The sequence below is a fragment of the Filimonas effusa genome, assembly GCF_004118675.1.
GTDB classification, from domain to species: Bacteria; Bacteroidota; Bacteroidia; order Chitinophagales; family Chitinophagaceae; genus Filimonas; species Filimonas effusa.
Map to the genome: position 1 here is coordinate 1,631,738 of NZ_SDHZ01000001.1, position 18,928 is coordinate 1,650,665.

Annotated in this window: 15 protein-coding genes and 1 tRNA gene; 5 read left to right on the forward strand and 11 right to left on the reverse strand. The window is 45.5% G+C overall.

Annotation, left to right across the window (positions count from 1 at the left end):
- Positions 1-2 precede the first annotated feature (2 nt).
- From ESB13_RS06045 to ESB13_RS06085, 9 genes are all read right to left on the reverse strand, one after another.
- Positions 3-1,403, reverse strand: a complete 1,401-nt coding sequence (locus ESB13_RS06045; RefSeq protein WP_129002114.1) for an RtcB family protein — start codon at positions 1,401-1,403, stop codon at positions 3-5.
- Positions 1,404-1,655: 252 nt separating this feature from the next.
- Positions 1,656-2,438, reverse strand: a complete 783-nt coding sequence (gene pflA / locus ESB13_RS06050) for a pyruvate formate-lyase-activating protein (protein ID WP_129002115.1) — start codon at positions 2,436-2,438, stop codon at positions 1,656-1,658.
- A gap of 118 nt (positions 2,439-2,556) precedes the next feature.
- Positions 2,557-3,465 (reverse strand): AEC family transporter, encoded by a 909-nt coding sequence (locus ESB13_RS06055; RefSeq protein ID WP_129002116.1) that lies wholly within the window; start codon positions 3,463-3,465, stop codon positions 2,557-2,559.
- Positions 3,466-3,533: 68 nt separating this feature from the next.
- Positions 3,534-4,382 (reverse strand): helix-turn-helix domain-containing protein, encoded by an 849-nt coding sequence (locus ESB13_RS06060; RefSeq protein ID WP_129002117.1) that lies wholly within the window; start codon positions 4,380-4,382, stop codon positions 3,534-3,536.
- Between the two features lie 357 nt (positions 4,383-4,739).
- On the reverse strand, positions 4,740-5,270 hold the full coding sequence (locus tag ESB13_RS06065) for an RNA polymerase sigma factor (protein WP_129002118.1): 531 nt from the start codon (positions 5,268-5,270) through the stop codon (positions 4,740-4,742).
- A gap of 236 nt (positions 5,271-5,506) precedes the next feature.
- Positions 5,507-6,937: a TolC family protein gene (locus ESB13_RS06070; RefSeq protein WP_129002119.1), complete on the reverse strand. Its 1,431-nt coding sequence runs from the start codon at positions 6,935-6,937 to the stop codon at positions 5,507-5,509.
- A complete protein-coding gene (locus ESB13_RS06075) occupies positions 6,930-10,097 on the reverse strand; it encodes an efflux RND transporter permease subunit (protein WP_129002120.1) in 3,168 nt (1,055 codons plus the stop codon). Before ESB13_RS06075 ends, ESB13_RS06070 begins: the two co-directional genes overlap by 8 nt.
- A gap of 24 nt (positions 10,098-10,121) precedes the next feature.
- Complete coding sequence (locus ESB13_RS06080; RefSeq protein WP_129002121.1) at positions 10,122-11,204, reverse strand: efflux RND transporter periplasmic adaptor subunit; 1,083 nt, start codon at positions 11,202-11,204, stop codon at positions 10,122-10,124.
- A gap of 154 nt (positions 11,205-11,358) precedes the next feature.
- Positions 11,359-11,781, reverse strand: a complete 423-nt coding sequence (locus ESB13_RS06085; RefSeq protein WP_129002122.1) for a hypothetical protein — start codon at positions 11,779-11,781, stop codon at positions 11,359-11,361.
- Between the two features lie 752 nt (positions 11,782-12,533).
- Here ESB13_RS06085 and ESB13_RS06090 point away from each other — a divergent pair.
- The 4 genes from ESB13_RS06090 (at position 12,534) to ESB13_RS06105 (ending at position 16,364) form a co-directional block, all read left to right on the forward strand.
- Positions 12,534-14,393 carry a DNA/RNA non-specific endonuclease gene (locus ESB13_RS06090; protein WP_129002123.1) on the forward strand — a complete coding sequence of 620 codons (1,860 nt, stop codon included), beginning with the start codon at positions 12,534-12,536 and terminating at the stop codon, positions 14,391-14,393.
- A gap of 25 nt (positions 14,394-14,418) precedes the next feature.
- Positions 14,419-15,708: a S8 family serine peptidase gene (locus tag ESB13_RS06095; protein ID WP_129002124.1), complete on the forward strand. Its 1,290-nt coding sequence runs from the start codon at positions 14,419-14,421 to the stop codon at positions 15,706-15,708.
- A gap of 29 nt (positions 15,709-15,737) precedes the next feature.
- Positions 15,738-15,968, forward strand: a complete 231-nt coding sequence (locus ESB13_RS06100) for a hypothetical protein (RefSeq protein ID WP_129002125.1) — start codon at positions 15,738-15,740, stop codon at positions 15,966-15,968.
- Between the two features lie 322 nt (positions 15,969-16,290).
- Positions 16,291-16,364, forward strand: a tRNA-Arg gene (locus tag ESB13_RS06105).
- Between the two features lie 133 nt (positions 16,365-16,497).
- Here ESB13_RS06105 and ESB13_RS06110 read toward each other — a convergent pair.
- Positions 16,498-17,355, reverse strand: a complete 858-nt coding sequence (locus ESB13_RS06110; protein WP_129002126.1) for a glycoside hydrolase family 16 protein — start codon at positions 17,353-17,355, stop codon at positions 16,498-16,500.
- A gap of 313 nt (positions 17,356-17,668) precedes the next feature.
- Here ESB13_RS06110 and ESB13_RS06115 point away from each other — a divergent pair, with 313 nt between their 5' ends.
- Complete coding sequence (locus tag ESB13_RS06115; protein ID WP_129002127.1) at positions 17,669-18,595, forward strand: hypothetical protein; 927 nt, start codon at positions 17,669-17,671, stop codon at positions 18,593-18,595.
- 107 nt (positions 18,596-18,702) lie between these two features.
- On the opposite strand, the gene ESB13_RS06120 is transcribed toward ESB13_RS06115, so the two are convergent.
- A complete protein-coding gene (locus ESB13_RS06120; RefSeq protein ID WP_129002128.1) occupies positions 18,703-18,912 on the reverse strand; it encodes a hypothetical protein in 210 nt (69 codons plus the stop codon).
- Between the last annotated feature and the right edge of the window lie 16 nt (positions 18,913-18,928).

Sequence of the window (18,928 nt, forward strand, 5' to 3'; positions counted from 1 at the left end):
CATTATTCTTTATTCATTCTTACAATACGTGGCTGAAATCTTCCCTGGATAGAAACCAGTTCCTGCTGCGCCACCATTACAGCATCTATGTCTTTATAGGCAAAAGGACTTTCTTCAACACTGCCGCCTATAAGTGTTACATCGGCCTGCGCCAGCATCTTTTTCAGAGCCGAAACCGTTGTGGTTTCCTTTGCTCTCTTGCGGCTCATGGCCCTGCCTGCTCCATGGGCTGCAGAAAATAATGCCTGTGCAACGCCCTTGCCTGCTACCAGATAAGCAGCAGTGGTCATACTGCCAGGTATAATCCCCAACTCATTATCGTGAGCAGGAGTGGCTCCTTTTCTGTGTATCACCACATTGGAACCATCAGGTAATACTTCGTGCCAGGCAAAATTGTGATGGTTCTCCACCTTCGCCAAACACTTCAGTCCAACCGATTTCAAAACATTTTTATGGATCTGGTCATGACAAGCTTTTGCATAGTCACCTGCCAGCTGCATACTCATCCAGTATTCTATACCGGCTTCACTATTCAAATCAAGCCAGGCCAACTGCTGCGCATGTCTTGGCAGTTTACAGTTATCCATAGCAATGCGGGTATATTCCTGCGCAATATTAGCGCCCAGGCCACGGCTGCCGGAATGCGACAACAAGGCCATATATGTTTTCGCAGGCAATCCCAGCGCATTATCTTCAAACAGCTCTATGGTCCCGAATTCCACAAAATGGTTACCGCTGCCTGAAGAACCCAGCTGCCGTGCAGCCTTACCATGTAAACGCCGCAACAGCGACGTCGCATGGAAAGATGGATGATCCAACACTTCGTGCTCTTGTCTGAAATCCAGTCCTCCTTCCATTCCAAAATGCGTAAACTCTTTCAAAGCCGTCTTCATTTGCCAGGAATGGCTTTTCATAAAGCTTTCACCTTCCTCTAAAATGGAAAGCGCCATACGACACCCGATATCTACTCCTACAGCATAAGGGATCACCGCATTCTTTGCAGCAAGCACACCGCCAACGGGTAATCCATAACCTGCATGCGCATCGGGCATCAAAGCCCCCTGAACACTTACAGGCAGCGACATCGCAACCTCCATCTGTGCCCTTGCCGTTTGTTCTATATTTTTTCCTCCATATACTTTTAGTTGTCCGGCTTCCTGCAGCAGATCAAAAGATTGAAAGATGCATGCTTCCTCTGCGGTTACAAAGGTGGCTGCAATATCTCCCAATACAGGATCCCCGGTATATTCAGCAGGATGCGCTTTGATACGTGTTAATAACGCTAATAGTTCTGTCTTACTATGATGTTTGTAATGTTTAGATAGTATGTTTATAACCAGGCTACGGGTGATGTTATTGGTATACCCCAGCCTGCTCAGATCTTTTAATTTAAGATTGTGCATATACGTACAGTTCCGATACCTGCCATACATTATGTATACAGGCATATGATCAATAAATGATTAACATGCTACCAGGAGATAACAAGGGCAGACAAACTGCTTAACAGTATATAGTTCTTATAAAAAGAAAAGAAGTCTGCCCTGCGTCAGGCAGCCACAAAAGGGGATGATATGGAGAGTCGTTCAGTCATGGTATTGTGTATTTAAAAGGTTACACAATATTGTTTATGACAGCAAAGGTATAGTATTCTTCTATTTCAATATTACATTGTCGAAATATTTATTGAAAATAGCAAGCGTTCTTTGCCTTACTTCATCAGAAGGAGAAGAAAGTTCTTTAAGTGGATAGTCCATTTTAAGCAACTCCCATTTATGAGCGCCTAACTGGTGGAAAGGAATGATCTCCACACGCTGAACTGTTTTATAATCTGCAAAATGACGACCCCATTCTTCAACATACTCGGGTTGATCAGTCCAGCCCGGAACCAGTACATAACGAAGCCACATAGGTTTACCGGTAGATTCGCGGTAAGCCGCCAGTCCAAGTGTATTTTTATTGGTAAGGCCTGTTAGCTTATGATGCCATTCGTCATTGATATGCTTTACATCGAGCAGCAGTATATCGGTATGTTCAAGAAGTTCATGAGCGCCGGCATCATTAAGCCGGCCATTGGTGTCGAGACAGGTATTGATGCCTTCTGCATGTAAGGCCTTAAAAAAGGTGGTGAGTTTACTGCGTTGCAGTAAAGGCTCACCACCGGACACTGTAACACCACCTTCTTCATCAAAATAATTCTTTTGCCTTTTCGCCCTCTTTACAAGTTCATCTATTTCAACCATCGTTCCTGCCTTCACATCAAGCGAGTCGGGGTTTTGACAGTAAACACAACGAAACTGGCATCCCTGTACAAACACTACCATCCTTACACCCGGGCCATCATGAGTACCAAATGTTTCAAGAGAATGAATTCTCAGATGACCGGGGTCATCTATATTCAATTTGGCTGCTTCAATATCTTGTAGTGGAAAGTACATGTATGCCTGTTTAAGCTCCTAAATAATCTATTGATAATGAGACAAAATTAATGGGAAACTGCGCTCTTACCTATGACGATGATCATAACTTATAATGATTTCAAACGGGGAGCATTCCTTAAAAGATGATTTCCATGATCTTAAACCAGGCTGCAGTAGTAAAAAATCCAAGTATGATGCTGATACCAATGATGAGGTTGGTGATCCTCGTATTCAGTTTAAATTGTTCAGCGATGATGCTGGATGTGATAAGTGTGGGCATAGCAGCTTCAAAAACACTTATTTTGGCAGCATGGCCGGTTTTGCCCGCCAGCAATGCCAGCCCTATCACCAATGCAGGAGCTATGAGCAGTTTATATACCTGTGTTACCATTACCTGCGAGATCTCCCTTTTCCAGCCATTGAACTTCAGTTGCAACCCAACGGAAAACAATGCCAGCGGAGCCACAGTTGCCGCCAATTTGTCAAAAAAAGGCTCAGCAGGTGAAATATCTATTACTGCCGATAGTAACAGCGCCAGCAAGGCACCAACAAAAGGCGGAAATGAAAATAACCTCTTTGCAACCAGCTTCGCAGAAACAGTAGCATGCTCCCCTCCTCCTTTCACCGCCCAGATAATACCAAAAGTTGAAAGCAGCAGGAACATGGCCTGGTCGCAGATAATGCCTATACTAATATACTGTTCGCCGTAATAGGCAGCAATAAGCGGGAATCCTATAAACGAAGTATTACTGAAGCCGCTTGCAAGAATCAGCGTGCTGCGCGTGCGTTTCGAATAACCCTTTATACGGCAGTAGACGGAAATGAATAACCATCCTGCAGCCATCACCACCAAAGAACCAATAGCCGGCAGGATCATTTCAGACGTCCAGCTTACCCTGGGAATATATTTAAAAGCAACTGCCGGCAATGCGATATATAAGATCCAGGTATTAATACCTTTATGTGCCTGCGGATGAATGAGCTTTGCCGATCTGAAGATCATACCCGCAACGATACACACTACGATCATAATAAAGTTAACCATAGTAATAACAAAGCTACTGGCTCAAAAGCAGCCACCATTGCACTATCCGGAAAGAATATGGTATTTTTTTACACCTGCGTTTTAGACCGCCTGAACTCAACAGGCGTCACATTCATATACTTCCTGAAGAAGCGGTTAAAATAAGCGGGATCCGCAAACCCCAGTTGATAGCTGATCTCCTTAACCGTTAACGCCGACGATGCCAGTAAGATCTTACTTTCTGTAAGCAGCCTTTTTTCTACAAGTTCATGCACCGTAAAATCCGATTCTTTTTTAACCATACGGTTCAGATTACGGGTATCCATATTCAAGGCACTGGCGTAAAACGACACTGGCGTACGGGTAGTAAAATTACTTTCAATCAACAATTCCAGGCGCGACATTAATTGTTTGGCATCGCTCAGCTGGGCAGCCGAAGCTTCATTTCTTCTATGCCGGCTGGCATGAAGGAACAACAACGAAATAAGATGGGTAAGCGCATAAATATCACCTGCTGCTGTTGAAAGCTGCAGACGCAGCATTTCAATAACATGATGAAAGAACGAAGCCCCCAGCGCATCTAAATCGGTATAGGGTAAATTTCGCCCCAACCGCATCATACCATTACCGGTATCTGCCGTATGAAAACGAAGGTATAACTGGTAAATAGACTCGTCAAAAATGATCATCCATCCCTCACGTTCAAAATCTTTCATTTGATGTACCTGGTCGGGATGCACGAAAAATACCCGGTTAGTGAGCATCTGGTATTCGTTCTCATCTATCAGCTGGCTCCCATGTCCCTTCGTGATCCACATGATCATATAATGATCATGACGGTGCGAAACCGGGGATAGCTCATGAACATAGCTATTCAGATTAATAAGCTGAACATGGTTATTATCGAGCAAAAGCTGCCTGGGAATCCTATTTTTCATACCTACAGGCAAATCTAAGGTTTTAGGCTACATAGCACAGCAACTGACACATGCCGGTGAAGCTATAAAAAATTGGGGCTGAAAGAATTCAGCCCCGCTTAACACTTAAAATACATCATATTTGTTGAAAACTAATCCAGCGTTGATGATCCAAAACTACCGCTACCACATCGGCGTCACTTGATAATTATTAATAAATACTATGCCTAAATTAACCCTTAGCCATGCATCAGTATCTGATATTTATCATATAATCAAAGCAATACTTATTTAAGTTATATCAACACGGCTATAATAAGAACAGGTTGTTTACCCGATGGCAACAACCTGCTTTCTTTGTACGCGCCCTATAAGGGATCAGAGGTATTGCTGCAGATAAGTGCGAACCGACCTGCGCGCCACTTCCAGATGATTTTTCAATGTATGTTTAGCGATCTGTAAAGTATCTGCCGCTTCATTCAAACTAAGATCTTCCTGCTCCACCAATTCGTATACCTCCTTTTGCCTGGGCGTAAGGCGGTCTATCGCCGTTTGCCACAAATGCCTGCATTCCCTGAATTCTGTATGATCCTGGCATATCCAGTAAGCATCACCCGGTTCATAAGACGAATGCAATAACGCATCCCTGCGCTGCTTCCTGTACACATCACTCACAACCATGTTCCGCAACAGCTGGTTAATATAAGCTTCCAGGTTTGCCACGTTCTTCAATAATGCCCTTCTTTCCCAAAGCTTCACAAATACTGCCTGGTGTAATTCAGCACAGGTATCCGGATCCGTTACCAGCTTCCGCAACCGGTGATGCACATAAGGACTGTACTTCTCATACATGCGATGAAAAGCTTCCCTATTCCCTTCGGCAGCAAGTACAAGCATCTCACGGTTCATAGCAGCGCTGGCATTTAGTAGTTTTATCAGATGAGTATGCAATATCCTACCTGTAGAATATTTTCCAATGGACTTCAATATTTTCCGTAAATTATTCGGAACAGAAGCAATAAAATGGTATTTTTTACAGATTCCAGAGTAACATTTCGTCACTGGCAATAAAAAATTTACCCCGGATGTTATAAAACAAAAAAAGCCGGCAAAATGCCGGCTCTTTTATTCTTTTCTCCTCTGCCTTACTTCCAGCCACCTCCCAGTGCCTGATAAATATTTACCATAACATTCATCTGCTGCTTCTTTGTTTCTATTAACTCAAATTTAGATTCCAGTGCATCACGCTGTGTCATCAGCACCTCCATATAATCTGCACGGGCCGATTTGAAAAGATCATTTGAAATATCTATCGATTGGGTCAACGCCTGTACCTGCCTGGATTTCAGGTCATAGCTTTTCTCCAGGTTTCCCATCTTCGATAATTGATTGGCTACTTCTACATACGCATTAAGAATAGTGCGCTCGTAATTATACACCGCCTGTACCTGCTTTGCATTAGCCGTATAATAAGCAGCCTTGATAGCATTTTTATTTACCAGCGGCGCAACCAGCTCACCCGCCAGTGAATACAGCATAGACTCAGGCGTTCTCACGATATAAGACGGATTAAAAGCCTGGTATCCCAATGCCGCAGAGATTCCCAGCGAAGGATAAAACTCAGCTCTGGCCGCCTTTATATCCAGTCTCGCAGCAGCTAGGTCCAGCTCCGCCTGCTTAATATCCGGCCTGTTCGCCAGTAACTGTGACGGAAGGCCTGCGTAAACAGTATTAGGCAGGAGATTGCCAAAAGCCTGGCCATCTCTCGGAATAGGCTGAGGATAACGTCCCAGTAAAAAGTTGATCCTGTTTTCAGTTTCGGTGATCTTCTGTTGTATATCATACAAAAGACTCCTTGTACTGAAAACTTCAGCCTCAAACTTACGTACAGCCAGCTCTGTTACCCGTGTAGCTTCTTTTTGCAGCTTCACGATCTCAAGCGCATTGCTTTGAATATCGATATTCTGCTTTACAATATCCAGTTGGTTATCTAATGCCAGCAATTCATAGTAGGAGTTCGCCACTTCAGCAACCAGGTTGGTCACCACAAAATTCCTGCCCTCTACAGTCGACAGGAAACGCATTACCGCAGCCTTTTTGGCATTACGCAGTTTATGCCAGATGTCAACTTCCCATTGAGCATAGGCCGCTACAAGAAAATCCGGTAGCGGATCAGGCATCTCTTTCCCGGGCTTTATTTCAGTGGTGGCATCACCAGCCCCCTGGCTGGTGTACCTTCCCACTTTTTCTATCCCCGCAGCTGCCTTTATACCAACAGAAGGCAACAACTCTCCTTTTCTGGCCCTGATTTCATTCCTGGCTACCTCAATTTCCTGCAGCGTAATATTCAGTTCCTGGTTATTCTTAAGAGCCGTATCTATCAAAGCATTTAAATAGGGATCCCTGAAATACTCGCTCCATTTCACAGCAGCCGTATTCGTAGTATCCTTTGTGCCGTTATAACTGGCAGGCACCTCCTTATTAGCTGTCTTTTCTACCAGCGACGGCACATGGCAGGCCGCAGCCAATGAGATACAAGCTATCCCCGCCACCCTGCATATTCTGTTTCTAAACATTATGATCAATTTCTTCGGTTAAGGGATTCTCATCTTCATCTTTGATGAGCTTGCGTTTGGCGGCAATACTGCCGAATATGTAATAAAGCCCCGGCACCACAATTACACCGAAGACAGTACCGAACAACATACCACCTGCTGCTGCAGATCCGATGGTTCTGTTACCTACCGCTCCGGGACCAGAAGCAAATACCAGCGGTATCAAACCTGCGATAAATGCAAACGAAGTCATCAATATCGGCCGGAAACGAACCTTGGCGCCCAGTATCGCAGCGTCAAGCACCGATAAGCCTGCCCTGTGTTTCTGCGCAGCAAATTCAACGATCAGTACAGCGTTCTTACCCAGCAAACCAATCAGCATCACCAGTCCAATCTGTGCGTAAATATTATTCTCCAATCCCATTAGCTTCAATAACAGGAATGCACCAAAAACACCTGCCGGTAAAGAAAGTATCACAGAAAACGGCAATACGAAACTTTCATATTGTGCCGAAAGGATCATATAGATAAACCCAAGACATATCAGGAAAATAAAGATCGCCTCGTTGCCACGTGCCACTTCGTCTTTGGTGATACCAGCCCAGTCTATGCCATAACCCCTGGGAAGGGTTTTCTTCGCAACTTCATTAACAGCTTTAATAGCCTCCCCGCTACTGTACCCGGGAGCAGCCGAACCGCTGATCTCGGCAGCTGTATACATGTTATACCGCGTTATCTCGCTAAGTCCGTATACCTTCTCCATTTTCATAAATGCAGACATGGGCACCATTTCATCGCGGTCGTTCTTTACATACAACTTAAGGATATCCTCCGGCAAAGCCCTGTACTGCGGAGCTGCCTGAACCATTACCTTGTATAAACGGCCAAATTTGATGAAACCCGTTTCGTAGTTACTGCCTATTAACGTAGACAATGTGGTCATAGCATTATCGATAGAAACGCCTTTCTGCTGCGCTATTTCATTATCGATCTTCAGCATGTATTGCGGGAAGCTGGCACTATAGAAAGAGAAGATAGATGTAAGCTCGCGACGTTTTGCCAGCTCTTTTATAAACTCCTTGTTTACATCTTCCATCCTTTTATAATCGTTACCACCCGTTTTATCAAGCAAACGCAATTCAAATCCGCCGGCAGCACCATAACCAGGTACAGATGGCGGCTGGAAAAATTCGATAGTAGCGCCTGGTATCTCTTTCGACTTCTCTTCAAGTTCAAGGATAATATCCTGGGCCGATTGCTTCCGTTCACTCCAGTCCTTCAGGTTAATCAAACAGGTACCGGAGTTCGACCCCGTACCTTCTGTCAGTACCTCATACCCTGCCAGTGCTGAAACTGATTGTATTCCTTCTATATGCTCCGCAATCCTTTGCAGCCTGCCGGAGATCTCATTCGTCCTCTCCAGTGAGGAACCGGGTGGCGTTTGAATGATGGCATAGATCATACCCTGGTCTTCACCGGGAATAAATCCCGATGGCACATCATTACTGATAAACCAGGTGCCAATACAGAAAAGAATAAGAATACCGAAAGTAACTACCCTGCGATTGACAATACCTCCCAGAACCCACTGGTATTTACCCGTAAGTTTATCAAACCCTCTGTTAAAGCCACCAAGGAACCGCACCAGCGGGGTTTTCTTTTTCGGTTTACCATGATTATTTTTCAGGATAATAGCACAAAGGGCAGGTGTAAGCGTAAGCGCAACGATACCCGACAGGATAATAGCCGTTGCCATCGTAATAGAAAACTGCCTGTAGAAAATACCTACCGGCCCCGACATAAACGCCACCGGTATAAATACCGCAGCCATCAGGAACGTAATCGCTATAATGGCCCCGCTGATTTCATGTATCACCTTTTTGGTAGCGGCATATGGCGAAAGATGCTCCTCTTCCATCTTGGCATGCACCGCCTCAATGACCACAATGGCATCATCTACCACCACCCCGATAGCCAGCACCAGCGCAAATAAAGTGATCAGGTTCAGGGTAAGCCCAAAAAACTGCATGAATACAAAGGTCCCGATCAGCGACACCGGCACCGCCAGCGCCGGAATAAGCGTAGAACGCCAGTCGCCAAGGAACAAAAACACGACAAGCCCTACCAGTATAAAAGCCTCACCTAAGGTATGAAGTACCTTTTCAATAGAAGCATCCAGGAACTTCGATACGTCATAGCTGATCTCATAATCCATTCCTTTCGGGAATGAATTCGCCTTGATCTCTTTCAGCTTCGCCTTTACATCTTTAATGACCTGGCTTGCATTACTGCCGTACGATTGCTTCAATACAATCGCAGCAGAGGGCCTGTCATTAAGATTGGAATAAATATCATACATCGCACTGCCAAACTCTATATCCGCTACATCTTTCAAATGCAGGATCTCTCCGTTTGCGTTAGAGCGAAGAATTACATTTCCATATTCCTCTTTGGTGCTAAACCTGCCCGAATACTTCAATACATACTCAAAAGCCTGCGAACGCTTCCCGGAGCTCTCGCCCGTTTTACCGGGAGAGGCTTCAAGACTTTGTTCTGCCAGCGCTTTCATCACTTCCTCGGCAGAGATCTTATAAGCCAGCATCCTGTCCGGCTTCAGCCATATGCGCATCGCATATTCCCGCGTACCCAGGATCTTGGCCGTACCTACGCCATTGATCCTGCGTAATTCAGGCAGGATATTGATATCGGCATAGTTATAAAGAAACTTCTCTTCAGCATGATTATCGGAACTGTACAGGTTCACATACATCAGCATGTTTGGCTGCTCCCTCGTGATCTGAACGCCTTCACGAACTACAAGCGGCGGCAGTTTATTCACTACCGAGGCCACCCTGTTCTGAACGTTCAGAGAAGCCTGGTCCGGGTCAGTACCTAAATCAAACACAACCTGTATAGAGGCTTCACCGTCGTTACCGGCATCAGAAGCCATATATTTCATACCCGGAACGCCATTGATAGCCCGCTCCAGCGGAATGATAACAGATTTAATTAATAACTCACCATTGGCGCCAGGGTACTCGGCGGTAACATTCACCGTGGGCGGAGAGATCGCCGGAAACTGTGTCACCGGCAGATGCATGATACCCAGCACACCCAGGAAAACAATAACAAGTGAAATGACTATAGAAAGGACAGGCCTTCTAATAAATTTACTAAACATGCAAAATGTGTTTGGGTACTTATTTTATTCCGTTCTCAATCTTAAATGGGTGACTACTTCCTTGGGATCCTGGTATTTATAAGACACCTTCTCGTTATCCTTGACCTTTTGTACCCCTTCCAGCAGAATATTATCACCTTCCGAAAGCCCGCCGCTAACCACGTAAAGATCTGGCAGCTCGGCACCGATGGTGATCTCTCTCGACTTGGCAACATTATCTTTACCTACTACAAACACATAACGCTTGTCCTGTATTTCATAAGTCGCTTTCTGAGGAATAACCAACACATTTTTGAGGGAAACTGTCATCTGTATCTTACCGGTTTCACCATGCCTGAGCAGCCTGCTGGCATTAGGAAACACAGCCCTGAAAGCAATATTGCCCGTTTCGTTATTGAACTCGCTTTCTATGGTTTCAACAACGCCGGACGAAGTGAACATACGCCCATTAGCAAGTAACAGGTTCACCTTCGTTTTACCAGCCGACTTTGCATTAGCCTGGTAATCGAGATATTCAGGCTCGGAAACGTTAAAATAAACATACATCTGGCTGTTGTCCGACAAACTGGTCAACAGCTCTCCTTCATCTACAAGACTGCCAAGTTTTAAAGGCAAACGGTCTATAATACCGTCAAAAGGCGCCCTTATTTCGGTGAACTCAAGATGAACCTTAGCCAACGCTGCCTCCGCCTTGGCATGATCCAGTTTCGCATTGGCCATAGCCAGTTCATTTTTCGATACCACGTTTCTGTCGGCCAGCGCCTTGGTATTCTGAACTTCTATCTCGGCAACTTTAGCCTCGGCCTGGGCCTTCAGTAACTCAGCTTCATAGATCTTCGGCATGATCTTAAACAACAACTGCCCCGCTTTTACAAACTGCCCCTCATCAACATAAATATTTTGCAGGTAACCCTTTTCCTGCGCCCGCAGCTCTATATTCCGTATAGAACGGATCTGGGAAACATACTCCTGCACAACAGAAGTATCGACTTTCAAAGGACTGGTAACGAAATAACTACTTGAACCTTCCTTTTCTTCTTTTTTGGATTTACAGCTTGTATGGCACAAAACGGCGCACAAGCTCATAAGCATGAGAATTCTCTTCATAAATAAGTATGCCTTCTAAAGCATTCCGGTTTTCTTGATAATTTCTATTTAGAGGTGCATAAACCCAATAGCATGAACGCTACGGGAAGCAAAGCAGTAAAAACAGTTTGAGAAATAAACAGGTTAACCTATAACCTGGAAGAAGCTGATAACATCAGATCCGGATCGCCCGGTACAGGATAAACCGGCAGGACTCGTTATGAAAAGAATGGTAACTGAACGGCAGGCGGTTATTGGAATACCAATAGCAGCAAACAGGAGGCCGGGCATTAAAGAAGGTGATACAATATTCGTCTACATCCGACTGTCTTCTGCAGGAAGAAGTTTCTTCCTCCTCCTCAATTTCTGTTTCGCTTAAATAATCGCTTCCATTTTCCGGGTTTGGAAAATCTGCCGCATAGAAAAGGGCCAATACCCCTTGTTGCAGTGTGCTCCGGTGGTATATTACCGGCTGTTTTACACCAGCCTTTCCTGAAGCAGCCCTGATAGTATTTTGACCGGTAGCGGCAAAAAGATGGCTGTTCTCCCCGTAAAGGAGAACACACAATAGGAGCGAAAACCTAATAAGCCATTTCATGATTTGACATCAAAAATAGCAGGAAGTTGACAAAATAGTACAAATAGCAAATTGTTAAATAAATTTAATCTGGCTTTTTCACCCCTGCCTCCAGTAAGCAGCCCTGTCCTTGCCCCCGGCAAACTCCCTCCCAAACAAGGAGTTATACACCACCTGTCTGCCCAATCCGGCTTACCGGTACCTGTGGCCGCAATCACTCATCCCCCCCGCCAACAAAACAGTAATATATTACCCGGTAACATTTTACTGGATCCCAACCCGTACAGCAATATACCACCTCACTCCCATCGATACCCAGCTTTCAGTATTTCCGGTATCTTTTAACCACCAACACTGGCAACCGCTCTTCGGTTAACTTTACATGAAACATCCCGGCGAATAGAATACTTTTTTCTTAAAACAAATTTTATGATTATTTTCATCGCAGTAACACCTGAACAATCTTCTTTTGCTTACCGGACCTGTTGCTGTTGACCAGAATGATTGCTTACTGGAACAAGAACACACATTGCCTATACGTATCTAAAACCGCAGTTATGCAAACACACCCTTATACCTATGTGCTGCACTATTCCCCCCCGGATGTATCTCCTCCAATACAACAATGCACTGGCAGCGCCATAAGTCATCGGGCCGCATCAGCCCGGCCCTCACAACTGTGCGTTAGCAAAGCCCCCCACGCCTCGGTTTTACCAGCTCAAAAAGCCTTCACACAAAAACGCAATTATATACATACTCAAATCAAATAAACAATGGCAAAACAAACCGGTTACCAAATCAACTTCATGGGCGTATCTGTACCCTTTCCCCAGCTGAGCGCTGGCCAGTTGAAAGACCTGGCAAGAACAGATGAAAAGAAAACCGGGGAGCTGAAATACCCGCATTTCAGTGTATTCCTGAGCAGCTCCCGGTGTTTCCCATTCTTCACCGCCACAAACATCGATGGAAAGCTGTTTAAAAAGATCCCAAGAAAAGAAGTCTTCCCCAGCGGCAACGACGAATGGTCGCTTGATGAAAGGGCTGCCGACTTCCAATGGGGCGCTCACCTGTACTCCGCTCAGAAAAGCGATTTTCAGCGCGGTCACATGACTAAAAGAGAAGACCCCCAATGGGGCGAAACCGTTGAAATAGCAAGAGAAGCAGCGCAGGCAACATTCCGTTTCGCCAACTGCGTACCACAAATGGGCGAACTCAATACAGAAGATTGGGGCAAACTCGAAACATATATCTTAACCAAACAAAGTGTACCGGAAAAACTAAAGGTCAGCGTATTTACAGGGCCGGTACTATCCGCTAACGACCCGGTATTCGTTACGGAAGTAGACGGCTATGAAGTGCAGATACCTACCCTGTTCTGGAAAATTGTTTATTACCTCGATGAAACGGGCACCTTAAGCCGCGCCGGCTTCCTTATGGGCCAGGAAAATGCCTTATTCGAAAAGAAGATCGTAGTGCGCCGTACAAAAGCCGCCATCGCAGAAGCAGCCGATTTTTCAGTCAGCTACTTCCAGGATTTTGAAGATGCAGCCATTTACCAGGTGAACATCAGCACTATCGAAAAACTCTCAAAACTTAAATTTCCTCCGGCACTGGAACCCTACCACGACGACCGCCCCCTCAAACTGGTCGTCGACAAAGTCCAGGTAGGCCCGCATATCGCAGCCATCTCAGACCAGGAAGCGTTGAATATGGACGAAAATGAAACCTTCCGTTTTCAATTCTCCAACATGAAAACAATCGCACTCCCCAACGCCGCAACCACCGCCCCTGCCGGAGTAGCCACAGCAGCAGGCATCGCCGGTACGGTAAGCGCCTCCGCAGCAGGGCCTGCCGGACAGTATACCGGGGAAATGAGAAAACACTTCGGCTATCACGCCACCTGGCTCCCTAACACGCCACTGGCGCTTGGCGACGTTGGTATTATGAAAGGCGATGTTTTCATCAAAGTATCCGACCTCGCCGCACGTGGCGTAAGCTTTCAAAAAGGTTTCCCTGAAACAAACCCCAAACCTGCCGACATAGATTACAGCTCAAAAGGCGCGGTATCTATGACAACAAAATTAGCCGGTAAAGCAGCCCCGGTCGGCAGCGCACTTACAGATGTCGATGCCGGTGTCATCATTGAATTTTCGAAGGAAAATGCCATCATATTCCAGGCAAACGGCACACTGGTGCATGCTATCGAAGACACACTGGAAGTAGGCGCGCAGATCATAGAACTATTCAAAGCAGGCAAATGGGATAAGAACTGGGTAGTAATAACAGAACTGGTATCTGCTGAAAGCGAAACCCTGCTTATAGCCAGCGGCAAAAACATGAAAGTGGAACTGAAGGCCAATGCAAACATCTCAGCAGCCTCCCTGAATATCGCCGACACCCAATTCGGCTTTACACTCCAGGGTTCCAGTTCATTACAAACAAAAATAGTAGCCAGCCAGGGCCTTACCCCATTGTTCCGCCTCATGAAATTAAGATCTCAGCTGTTTAGCCCCCTTGAATTCAGCATCGCAGGCGTCTCCCCGCTCGATATGCTCACACCCGAAGACGCCTCAGATCCTGCCAACAATGGAAAGATCCAGTTTAACTACCTGGAAGAATACAACCGTTCATAACCCTTAACTATAAAACCACATTTACATGAAAAAACCAATACTGGGTAAAAGAACCTTCCTGCGCGATAACACCGTACCGGCTATAGCCTTCGAGAAAGCAATGACCATACGTCATAGAAACACTTTCTCCATAGCAGCCGGCGAAGAACAGAATGAACCATTATACACAGGAAGATATATTGCCGTTTTAAAAGAAGGCGCCGACGATTTCAAACACGCCAGGAAAGTCTTTACCAACAACGCCGGCATGAAGATCTCCAGCATCAACGACTTTAACGCAAACAACTATGCAGCCGCAAACGAAGTTGACGCGGATGTTATCACCTACGACCAGCTCGGCGTAGCCCTTATCAGCGGAGAACCGGAACAGATCAGCACAGTGTCGGCAATGGCAGATAATGAATACATCATCATCCCCGAAAGGATCGCCTATGTGCCAGAAGACCTGCCCGCCCTCGCCGACAGGGATGTCGCTACATGGGGCCTGAACTGCACCGACGTACTGAAGTCAACCTATACCGGCAATGGCGTTAAAGTAGCCATCCTCGACACCGGTTTCACAATGAACCACCCCGACTTTGCCGGCCGCAACATCACAGCCCAGTCTTTCGTAGACGGCGACACCGATCCAATGGATCATCATGGCCACGGCACACATTGTACCGGAACCGCCTGCGGCGGTATAGATGCCAACGGTCTTCGTTACGGCGTAGCCACCAAAGCCGATATTTATATAGGAAAGGTCCTGGGTAACAACGGCAGCGGCTCACAACAGTCTATCTGGAACGGCATCCTATGGGCAGCCGATAGCGGCTGCAAAGTGATCTCTATGTCGCTCGAAAGCCCCGTTTTCCCAGGACAGAATTACGACCTCACCTATGAGCGCTTTGCTAAGTATGCAAGCGCAAAAGGAGCGATCGTAATTGCGGCAGCAGGTAATGGCAGTAAACGCAACTGGGGCCACTTTACACCCGTTAGCAGCCCTGCAGACTGCCCTTCAGTTCTCGCCGTTGCCGCACTCGACTCCAACATGAATGTTGCCGACTTCTCAAACAGGTGTATCAACCCCACCGCACAGGTAGATATCGCGGCCCCCGGTTACGACATCTATTCCTCCTGGACACTGCCCCAGCGCTACAACAGGATTCACGGAACCAGCATGGCAACCCCGCACGTCGCAGGAATACTGGCACTATTATGGGAACAGTACCCTAACTATTCCCCCTCAGAAATTACCGTGGAATTGTTTAAATTTGCTAAGAGACTGGCGCTTCCATCAATCGATGTCGGAATTGGGTTAGTAATGGCAAAGTAATATTAAAGTAATATTTAAAATTTACTGAGATGAAAGAGATCGTAATCACATTGGATGAGTCCTGTATAGAAAGAACGGGGGATCTGGCTAAAGACTACGGCAAAGAAGGCCTGTTGGTAAAAAGTGTATACCCCATAGGTGTGATCACAGGCACTGCCGACGATCAAACCATTGAAAAGCTTCGCACCCACAAAGAGGTTGCCCAGCTAAAAGAGGAAATAACTGTCCGGGTTCCCAATAAGAACAGCAAGATCCAGTAATCCCGGTAAAATATTGGTTCACACCGCGTAAAGGCTACCTTCAGGTAGCCTTTACGCTCTTAATCCCCTTCCTCATCAAATATTCCTCCCCCTCCCATCTACGAAAAAGTACGCTTTATATACGGACGATCGACGAACTATGAACGAGCCATAAACGGCCACCAACATAGCACCTCATTATAAACAAGCTGTCTTTAAATAAAGGCCGGGCCATTTTCAACTTTATTCCGCATCACAAACAAAATACACTGTAAACGAATGAATTAATCTCCAGATTTGTTAATTACAAACGAACCCCTTACCTTTGCCACCCTCATAAATTGGATCGGTAGCTCAGCTGGATAGAGCAGCTGCCTTCTAAGCAGCAGGTCATTGGTTCGAATCCAATCCGGTTCACAAAAGCGCAATCTGAAAATTGCGCTTTTTTTATACGATTTTATTCCAGCAAAACCTTCCGGCCATACCTGTAATCACAATAAGATACCGCAGGCCGGCAGCATTGTCTTAACTGCTGAAACTAACCCATTCCTCATTTTTCCACCATCTTAAAAACACGCACATAATCAATTTCCATTTTAGCGGGTAAAATGGAGGGGTCTATGCCCTGTTCACCACCCCAGTTGCCACCATAGGCAACATTGAGAAGCAAATGGAATCTTTTATCAAATGGCCATGCAGCAGCGCCTTTACCCTCATTCACAAAGGTGAAAACCAGCGCATTATCAATGTAACCGCGGATCGCATAAGGCGTCCAGTCCACCCGGTAAACATGAAATGCCGTCATAGCATTATCCACCATTTTAGTGGCCGTTTTCTGCGTGTTGATTACATGATTGTATGCTTCTGAATGTATGCTGATATGCACTTTATTGGGGGCGTAACCCACGTGCTCCATAATATCGATCTCACCGGATTTGGGCCATCCTCCATAAGCCCGGTCTGTTGGCAGCATCCAGATGGCAGGCCAGGTGCCTTTGCCGATGGGCAGCTTTGCTTTTACTTCAATACGGCCATACAGAAAGTCTCCTTTGCCCTTCGAAACCAGGCGGGCGGAAGTATACTCTTTTCCTTCAATGGCTTCCTTCTTTACAGTAATGGTGAGGATGCCATTCGCTACTGAAGCATTGGCAGCTTTGTCCGTGTAGTATTGCAGCTCGTTATTTCCCCATCCATTGCCGCCAAGGTCGTAGCCCCACTTGGTGGAGTCTGGCTTACCTGCCTTATCAAATTCATCCGCCCACACAGGCTTAGTCTCAAATGCCCATCCCTTATCCTGCGAAACCTGTAACGCTCCGCTTGCATCCACAGGCTTGCCTTTCCGCTGACCAGCACAGGCCAATAACTGAGTAGTGATCAGTACGATCATTCCAAACGTCAAAATTTTCATTTGATAAATTTTTATTTTTAATAACCAAAAGCAGCCGCTCCATCCCCCGTAGCACTGGCGAATATTTATAAAAAAAGAAACGGCATTGCCGTATTGTAAGCCAGGCATTTTAATCAGAAGGAATCGCCCCTGCTGACTGAAATGAGTTGCCCGGTTTAGACATATGGCCTGTTCTTGTAAAGCTAATAAAATATATCTACCAGCGGTTATTCCACAAAAGCCCGATCATTCTCTTAATACTGCATTCCAATAACAGTTGATCCCTAATTTCTCTTACCTATTGTATAACCAGGTAAATTGTGCTAACAGGTAGGTGTTACTTGTACTAAAGAAAATAATACTCAAAGTGATTTCAACCCTGATAAGACATTTCCTTATTGGAATACTATTTATTTCAATCCCCCGCTTAGTTTTCGCTCAATCTGATAGCGCAACAAAACATTCGGGAAAGCCTAAGATCTACCTGGTAGGCGCCGTCCATTCCATGCATTTCAATCCTGGTTTTCACTATTCTGTCAACGACTTGCTGGAACAGGTAATTCAGCTAAAGCCGAATGTAGTATGTGGTGAAATCACGCCCGAAGCGTTTGAAAAGGACATGGAAGGTTACTACCCCGTGGAAGCAGCATTTTTGGCAGAAATGGCAACGAAGCACAAGTATAGTTTTATACCTGCCGACTGGAGAATAGATGCATCTACTCAGGCTTTGGCTGCAAGCATCTTCCCAAAGGACATTGAAAACAGGCAGTCGGATATTGATAGCAGTTATTTAGACGGAATAAATAAATTTAATGGAGCGTCCTTATACGACTTTATACATGCCCCTGAAAGTGTTGGGCTAATGGATTCCCTCTTCGAAAAAGTGGTAGGAAGCAATCCTGTTTCCGAGATAGCAATGGGAAGCTGGCACGAACGTAATAGGCGAATTGTGGAAAATAGCTTGAAATATCTGAACGATAGCAGTGTCGTTGTGTTTGTGTTCGGAGCGGCTCATGTACCCCAAATAAAAAGACAGCTGGAGGCGTTGGGATTCCACGCGGAAATACCCAAACGCCTTTTTATCCCGTCAGATAACTTGAAGATCTCTCAACAGGTAATTAACCGCTGGAAAAAGAACCTGTCTCAATTGACCAGGATCCGTGACCAGACAATAAATAACTCCTACGATAACTATCAAAAAGTTATCAGCAGTAATAGAATTGCCGAATTGACTAAAACACTGGAGCTTGTAAAACAATGAATAACAGAAAACCTACGGTAAAGCCAAAGGGACGGAAGCGATCCCAGCCGATGCGTCTTTCTTTGGCGTGAAAGATCTGAACAATCCTGAAACCCGCATATGTATCATTAATGATGTGTTTGTGGATGCAATATTTTAAACAGCTCCTTTTGTAGATCTTCGTTTGACAGTTCGTTTAACGACTGGCTATCAATTTCATACCATTTCTTTTTATGGCCTAATACACCAATTACATAAGTGTGTCCGGCCTGAACAGCATCACCGGTTTCGGGATGCTTTTTAGAAAGTGTAACTACTATATCTTTATATTTTGACATCCTGTAAGATAACTAA

What these genes read in the sequence shown, in the direction of transcription:
- ESB13_RS06065 (WP_129002118.1), bottom strand. Translation starts at nt 5,270, where the DNA reads ATGAACCGTGAGATGCTTGTACTTGCTGCCGAAGGGAATAGGGAAGCT.
- ESB13_RS06085 (WP_129002122.1), bottom strand. Translation starts at nt 11,781, where the DNA reads ATGAAATGGCTTATTAGGTTTTCGCTCCTATTGTGTGTTCTCCTTTAC.
- ESB13_RS06100 (WP_129002125.1), top strand. Translation starts at nt 15,738, where the DNA reads ATGAAAGAGATCGTAATCACATTGGATGAGTCCTGTATAGAAAGAACG.
- ESB13_RS06090 (WP_129002123.1), top strand. Translation starts at nt 12,534, where the DNA reads ATGGCAAAACAAACCGGTTACCAAATCAACTTCATGGGCGTATCTGTA.
- ESB13_RS06070 (WP_129002119.1), bottom strand. Translation starts at nt 6,937, where the DNA reads ATGTTTAGAAACAGAATATGCAGGGTGGCGGGGATAGCTTGTATCTCA.
- ESB13_RS06055 (WP_129002116.1), bottom strand. Translation starts at nt 3,465, where the DNA reads ATGGTTAACTTTATTATGATCGTAGTGTGTATCGTTGCGGGTATGATC.
- ESB13_RS06120 (WP_129002128.1), bottom strand. Translation starts at nt 18,912, where the DNA reads ATGTCAAAATATAAAGATATAGTAGTTACACTTTCTAAAAAGCATCCC.
- ESB13_RS06045 (WP_129002114.1), bottom strand. Translation starts at nt 1,403, where the DNA reads ATGCACAATCTTAAATTAAAAGATCTGAGCAGGCTGGGGTATACCAAT.
- pflA (WP_129002115.1), bottom strand. Translation starts at nt 2,438, where the DNA reads ATGTACTTTCCACTACAAGATATTGAAGCAGCCAAATTGAATATAGAT.
- ESB13_RS06110 (WP_129002126.1), bottom strand. Translation starts at nt 17,355, where the DNA reads ATGAAAATTTTGACGTTTGGAATGATCGTACTGATCACTACTCAGTTA.
- ESB13_RS06060 (WP_129002117.1), bottom strand. Translation starts at nt 4,382, where the DNA reads ATGAAAAATAGGATTCCCAGGCAGCTTTTGCTCGATAATAACCATGTT.
- ESB13_RS06075 (WP_129002120.1), bottom strand. Translation starts at nt 10,097, where the DNA reads ATGTTTAGTAAATTTATTAGAAGGCCTGTCCTTTCTATAGTCATTTCA.
- ESB13_RS06080 (WP_129002121.1), bottom strand. Translation starts at nt 11,204, where the DNA reads ATGAAGAGAATTCTCATGCTTATGAGCTTGTGCGCCGTTTTGTGCCAT.
- ESB13_RS06095 (WP_129002124.1), top strand. Translation starts at nt 14,419, where the DNA reads ATGAAAAAACCAATACTGGGTAAAAGAACCTTCCTGCGCGATAACACC.